This window comes from Ruegeria sp. CDSA193 (assembly GCF_059611885.1).
Window position 1 is genome coordinate 156,585 of record NZ_JBXWPN010000011.1, and the last position, 6,180, is coordinate 162,764.

The following is a 6,180-nucleotide window of genomic DNA, read 5'->3' on the forward strand; positions in this document are numbered from 1 at the left end:
CAAAACCGGGCGCTTAGAGAAGGAGCAAAATATGGACTTGAACAAGTTCACCGAGCGGGCACGAGGTTTCGTGCAGGCAGCGCAAACGATTGCGATGCGCGAGGGGCACCAGAGGTTGACCCCTGAACATATACTCAAAGCCTTGATGGACGATGATCAGGGGCTGGCCAGCAATCTGATCACCCGCGCAGGCGGAGCGCCCAGCCGTGTCGTTAACGCACTGGATGCGTCCATGGCCAAAATTCCCAAGGTCAGCGGCGATGCGGGCCAGGTTTATCTGGATGGTCAGACCGCCAAAGTTCTGGATGAAGCTGAAAAGATCGCCACCAAGGCAGGCGATAGTTTCGTGCCGGTTGAACGAATTCTGATGGCGCTGTGCATGGTGAAATCCAAAGCCAAGGATGCTTTGGAAGATGGCGCAGTGACGGCGCAGAAACTGAACGAAGCCATCAATGACATCCGCAAAGGGCGCACCGCTGACACCGCGTCGGCGGAAGAGGGCTATGATGCGCTCAAGAAATACGCGCGTGACCTGACCGAAGCGGCTGCTGAGGGCAAGATCGACCCGATTATCGGGCGGGATGAGGAAATCCGCCGCTCGATGCAGGTTCTGTCGCGCCGCACCAAGAACAACCCCGTTCTGATCGGCGAGCCCGGCGTGGGTAAAACCGCGATTGCCGAAGGTATGGCCCTGCGCATCATCAATGGGGATGTGCCGGAATCGCTAAAGGATAAAAAGCTGCTCGCGCTCGACATGGGTGCGCTGATCGCAGGTGCGAAATACCGTGGTGAATTCGAAGAACGCCTCAAAGCGGTTTTGACCGAAGTGACTGAAGCCGCCGGTGAGATCATCTTGTTCATTGATGAGATGCACACGCTAGTGGGTGCGGGCAAATCCGACGGCGCGATGGATGCTGCCAACCTGATCAAGCCTGCGCTTGCCCGGGGTGAGCTGCATTGTATCGGTGCCACCACGCTGGATGAGTATCGCAAATACGTGGAAAAAGACGCGGCTTTGGCGCGCCGGTTCCAGCCGGTTGTGGTTCAGGAACCGACTGTCGAGGACACGATCAGCATCCTGCGCGGTATCAAGGAAAAGTACGAGTTGCACCATGGTGTGCGTATCTCGGACTCGGCTTTGGTGTCGGCAGCGACCCTGTCGCATCGCTACATTACTGATCGCTTCCTGCCCGATAAAGCTATCGACCTTGTCGATGAAGCGTCGGCTCGCTTGCGGATGGAAGTGGACAGCAAGCCCGAAGAACTCGATCAGCTGGATCGTCAGATTCTGCAGATGCAGATCGAGGAACAGGCGCTGAAGCTCGAAGATGATGCGGCATCGAAGGATCGTCTGGAAACCTTGCAAAAGGATCTGGCTGATCTGCAGGAGCAATCCGCCGAGATGACTGCCCAGTGGCAAGCCGAACGTGACAAGCTGGCTGGTGCGCGCGATCTGAAGGAACAGCTCGACAAGGCACGGGCCGATCTGGAAATCGCCAAGCGCGAAGGCAACCTCGCCAAGGCGGGTGAGCTGTCCTATGGCGTCATCCCCGAGCTTGAGAAGAAGCTGACCGAGGCCGAAAACGCCGAAAGCAGCCAGATGATGGCCGAGGAGACGGTGCGCCCCGAACAGATTGCAAGCGTTGTCGAACGCTGGACGGGAATCCCGACCTCGAAGATGCTGGAAGGCGAGCGCGAAAAGCTGCTGCGGATGGAAGACGATCTGCATTCACGCGTGATCGGTCAGGATGCAGCGGTGACCGCCGTGTCCAACGCTGTGCGCCGTGCTCGTGCAGGTTTGAACGACGAAGGCCGTCCGCTGGGTTCGTTCCTGTTCCTCGGACCAACCGGCGTGGGGAAAACCGAGCTGACCAAGGCGGTGGCGAACTTCCTGTTCGACGACGACAACGCGATGGTGCGCATCGACATGTCCGAGTTCATGGAGAAACACGCGGTTGCCCGTCTGATCGGCGCCCCTCCAGGCTATGTCGGCTATGACGAAGGCGGTGTGCTGACCGAAGCCGTGCGGCGCAGGCCCTATCAAGTCGTGCTGTTTGACGAGGTCGAAAAGGCGCATCCGGATGTGTTCAACGTGCTGTTGCAGGTACTGGATGATGGTGTGCTGACCGATGGTCAGGGCCGCACCGTGGACTTCAAGCAGACGCTGATCATCCTGACCTCGAACCTCGGCTCTCAGGCGCTCAGCCAGTTGCCCGACGGTGCCGACAGTGCACAGGCACGGCGGGATGTGATGGATGCGGTCCGGGCGCATTTCCGGCCCGAATTCCTGAACCGTCTGGACGAAACGATCATCTTCGACCGCCTGAAACGGGGTGATATGGATGGCATTGTCGATATCCAAATGGCGCGCCTGCAAAAACGTCTGGCCGCGCGGAAGATCGAGCTGGTTCTGGACGACGGGGCTAAGGAATGGCTGGCCAACGAGGGCTATGACCCGGTCTTCGGTGCTCGCCCGCTGAAACGCGTGATCCAACGCGCCTTGCAGAACCCGCTGGCCGAGGCGCTGCTGGCGGGTGAGATCAAGGATGGTGAGTCTATTCCGGTCACCGCCGGGGCCGAGGGCCTGATCATAGGCGATCGGCTGGGCACGTCTGAGCGACCACGACCGGATGATGCCGTGGTGCATTGAACCTAAACTGATTGTTGAATGGACCCGCTTGACTGGTGGGTCCATTCTTGAATTTACCCGCGTTTTTTTGCGACTAACCCCCGGCTTGTCCGAGAGGGTGGGCCAGATGGGAAAGAATAGACCGTTTCGCAATCAAAACCTGCTTCATCTAGCAGCTCTAAGATCTCCGCGCGCTGAAACGTTTTATGTCGCCATTGCAACCAGATGATGGCGTTACACCAATGTGGCTTTGATACCACCAAAAACAGGCGACCCCCCGGGCGCAGCAGTCTGTGAATGTCTTGCAAGGCTTGGGACGGATCTGCGCAATGTTCAATCACATGGGCCGCAAGAGCTACGCCTACGGGGTCTAGATTGACATTGCCTAGCACCCCTTGGGCTAGTTCTGGTTCGACCCCCCGCGCCCGCAGAGCCTTTTGGCCTTGCCTGATCATCGCCGCGCTGGGTTCAAGTAAGGTTATCCTGGCCGGTTTTCCGTGGACCGCTACCCAGGCCTCGGCGAAGGACGCAGTGCCAGCCCCAATATCGACCACATGTGTCACTTCGTCAGCGACAGGCAATCCCGAGGTCAGGAATTCTAGGTAGCCATCATAGTACCCAAGCGCGCGCATCTTGTCCCGCCACCGGGGCGCGGCTGTATCGTAGCGATGCGTGATTTCGGCAATGGGTTTGGGCATCGGTCCGTGCTTTGAAGGTATGCTGCATCACTAGTGCATCGTGGCTTTAGACCAATGCGAATATCCGTGCCGGACCTCCGGTGCCGCCAGCATGTTTCGGTGCGCCGATGACCAGCGTGGCCCCCGCGGCCGGAACCCGATCCAGGCCCGCAAGGCATTCGATGCCAAACCGACCCGAGGGCAGCCAGGCATAGTGAGTGGCGAAATCAGCAGACATGCCGTGATCCAGCGACAGGGTATCCACCGCAATCGACCGCGCGCCGGTGTCTTCCATTAACATCTGCGCCGCTTCGACGTGAAACCCGGGATAGTGCTGCGCCTCACCGTCGAAATTGCGGAACCCATCCGTGGCGGTCTTGCCGGACCAACCGGAATGCATCGCTACGCAAGCGCCGTCGGGGATGTCTCCGTTGGCCGCAATCCACGCCTTCAGATCGTCCGGGGTAACGCGGGTGTCGGCGTCTTCGGCCGCGCGGGCGGCGATATTGACGACACAAAGCGGTGCAACCAGATCAGTCACCGGTATCTCATCGACCGACATACCATCCGCGGAAAAATGCAGAGGCGCATCTATATGCGTGCCGGTATGTTCGTTGATCGACAGATTGAACAGGTTAAAGCCGTGATCCGCGAAGTTGAACGCCTGTTCGGCCGAAATGCCGGGTTCGCCTCCCCAAGTCGGAAAGTCGGGGCTGAGCGTATGGGTCATGTCCTCGACCTCGCCATGACCTGCGGCCAGCGCTGCTGGTGCAATTGCTCCGGTGGTCGCAGCCGCAACGCTCGTGGCGGCCGCAGCTTTGAAGAAACTCCGCCGCGACAGCATTCGATCTTTGACGGCATTCATAACGCAGATGTCACACATTTTTCTTCTCCCACTGGTGGATTTCAATCGTTGGAGGGGTCGTCCATCTTTTCCCTTGTTGGTAATACCTGCGGCCCAGCCTGCATTTTTGAGGCCTGCGTTGTAAAGGTGGTGACCCAAGCAAGCACCGCTGCACGCGGATACGTTACAATCCGGTCGCTCAATCGTGACGCTTGTTTCCTTGGCCCTGTGCTATCAGCAGACTACCTCACTTCTGAGGTTGCATGACGACGGAGACATAGATGGCGCATCGCTGGACCAACACATTGACACAGGCCGATGTCACCCCCCGGGCGGCGTTTCTGAACCGGCGCCAGATGATGGCCGGGATGGCGGGTGTCGGATTGGCAGGGCTGGCGCAGGGGGCAGCCGCGCAAGAGGTGCTGGAGCCGAATACCTGGGAAGAGATCACCGGCTATAACAATTATTACGAGTTTGGTACGCGGAAAGAAGATCCTGCAAAATACGCCTATACTCTTGTTACTGAGCCGTGGAGCATCAAGATTGACGGTCTGGTGGACAAGCCCGGCGATTACAATTTCAAGGACATCCTGTCCGAAATGACCGTCGAAGAACGGATATACCGGTTTCGCTGTGTCGAGGCATGGTCGATGGTGATCCCTTGGAACGGGTTTGAACTGGCCGATCTGCTGAACATGGCCGGTGTTCAGGAAGGCGCCAAATACGTGGCCTTTGAAACCGCTTATCGTCCAGATGAAATGCCGGGTGTTCAGTATCCGGTTCTGGACTGGCCGTACCGTGAAGGTCTGCGGCTGGACGAAGCTATGCACCCGCTGACCCTGATGGCCACAGGTATCTATGGCCGGCCGATCCCGAACCAGAACGGTGCCCCATTGCGTCTGGTGGTTCCGTGGAAATACGGGTTCAAATCCATCAAGTCGATCGTTCGCATTACGGTGTCAGATGTTGAGCCGCCGACAAGCTGGAACATGGCCGGTCCGCGCGAATATGGTTTCTATAGTAACGTGAACCCCAATGTGGATCACCCGCGCTGGTCGCAGGCCTCGGAGCGCCAAATCGGCGGTGGGCTGTTTGCCAAGCGCATCCCGACGCTCATGTTCAATGGCTACGAGGACGAGGTCGCCGGGCTTTACGAAGGCATGGATCTGTCCAAGCATTATTGAGAGTATGAGCGCGCTGAACCAGATATTCCGTCGGATCCCTGTTTGGGCCGTCTATTTGCTGGGGGTCCTGCCGGCACCCTGGCTGTTCTATCAAGGGCTGACCGGAGGTTTGGGTGCCGACCCGATTGAGGCTCTTGAGCATAAGTACGGCAAACTGGCATTGCAGTTTTTGATTGTTGTTCTGGCTATATCGCCCCTGCGCAGGTTTGTCGGCGTGAACCTGATCAAGTTCAGGCGGGCGCTGGGCGTTTTGACATTTATATATATCAGTCTGCATCTTTTGGTTTGGCTGGTATTGGATGTGCAGGCCCCCGGGCAGATCTGGGCGGACATCCTGAAGCGCCCCTATATAACTGTGGGTATGGCGGCATTTGTTCTGACGCTGCCACTGGCCGTGACGTCGAACAACTTTTCAGTACGGCAGCTTGGCCCGGGCTGGCGCGCGCTTCAGCGTTTGGTCTATCCGGCAGCAGTTCTGGGGGGCGTGCATTATGTAATGCAGGCCAAAGGATTTCAGATCGAACCCTTGATCTATTTGTCCGTGATTTTGGCTTTGCTTGCTTTGCGCCTACCGATCTCGACCCTGATGAGCCGATTCCGGGGTGCGATTCCGCCCGACTCGGCCTGAGTCTGTCGGTAAGCCTGTGCGAAACACAATTTTCCGTACGCATTTTGGCGGTTGGTCGCCGTATTTGGGCCTGGTACTATTTGTAAGTATTTGTTTTATTTCATTAAATAATAGTTCTGAAGATTTTCGCGAGTTTCGGGAATTTTCTGCTTGCGGTGTATGTTTGTAATGCTTAGAACCCCCTTCACCGGCGCTGCTGAGGCGCTTGGGACACACTG

Annotated in this window: 5 protein-coding genes; 3 read left to right on the forward strand and 2 right to left on the reverse strand. The window is 57.6% G+C overall.

Annotated features, from left to right (window positions below):
* The first annotated feature begins 31 nt into the window (after positions 1-31).
* Positions 32-2,650: an ATP-dependent chaperone ClpB gene (gene clpB / locus AC2FLG_RS18970; protein WP_142639513.1), complete on the forward strand. Its 2,619-nt coding sequence runs from the start codon at positions 32-34 to the stop codon at positions 2,648-2,650.
* A 53-nt stretch (positions 2,651-2,703) separates the two neighbouring features.
* On the opposite strand, the gene AC2FLG_RS18975 is transcribed toward clpB, so the two are convergent.
* Together AC2FLG_RS18975 and AC2FLG_RS18980 are read right to left on the reverse strand one after the other, a co-directional pair.
* Positions 2,704-3,327 carry a class I SAM-dependent methyltransferase gene (locus tag AC2FLG_RS18975; protein ID WP_282022430.1) on the reverse strand — a complete coding sequence of 208 codons (624 nt, stop codon included), beginning with the start codon at positions 3,325-3,327 and terminating at the stop codon, positions 2,704-2,706.
* 46 nt (positions 3,328-3,373) lie between these two features.
* Positions 3,374-4,189, reverse strand: a complete 816-nt coding sequence (locus AC2FLG_RS18980; protein WP_496707537.1) for a cyclase family protein — start codon at positions 4,187-4,189, stop codon at positions 3,374-3,376.
* Between the two features lie 242 nt (positions 4,190-4,431).
* Here AC2FLG_RS18980 and msrP point away from each other — a divergent pair, with 242 nt between their 5' ends.
* Positions 4,432-5,334 carry a protein-methionine-sulfoxide reductase catalytic subunit MsrP gene (msrP, locus tag AC2FLG_RS18985; protein ID WP_496707539.1) on the forward strand — a complete coding sequence of 301 codons (903 nt, stop codon included), beginning with the start codon at positions 4,432-4,434 and terminating at the stop codon, positions 5,332-5,334.
* A gap of 4 nt (positions 5,335-5,338) precedes the next feature.
* Positions 5,339-5,962: a protein-methionine-sulfoxide reductase heme-binding subunit MsrQ gene (msrQ, locus tag AC2FLG_RS18990; RefSeq protein ID WP_271951856.1), complete on the forward strand. Its 624-nt coding sequence runs from the start codon at positions 5,339-5,341 to the stop codon at positions 5,960-5,962.
* Positions 5,963-6,180 lie beyond the last annotated feature (218 nt).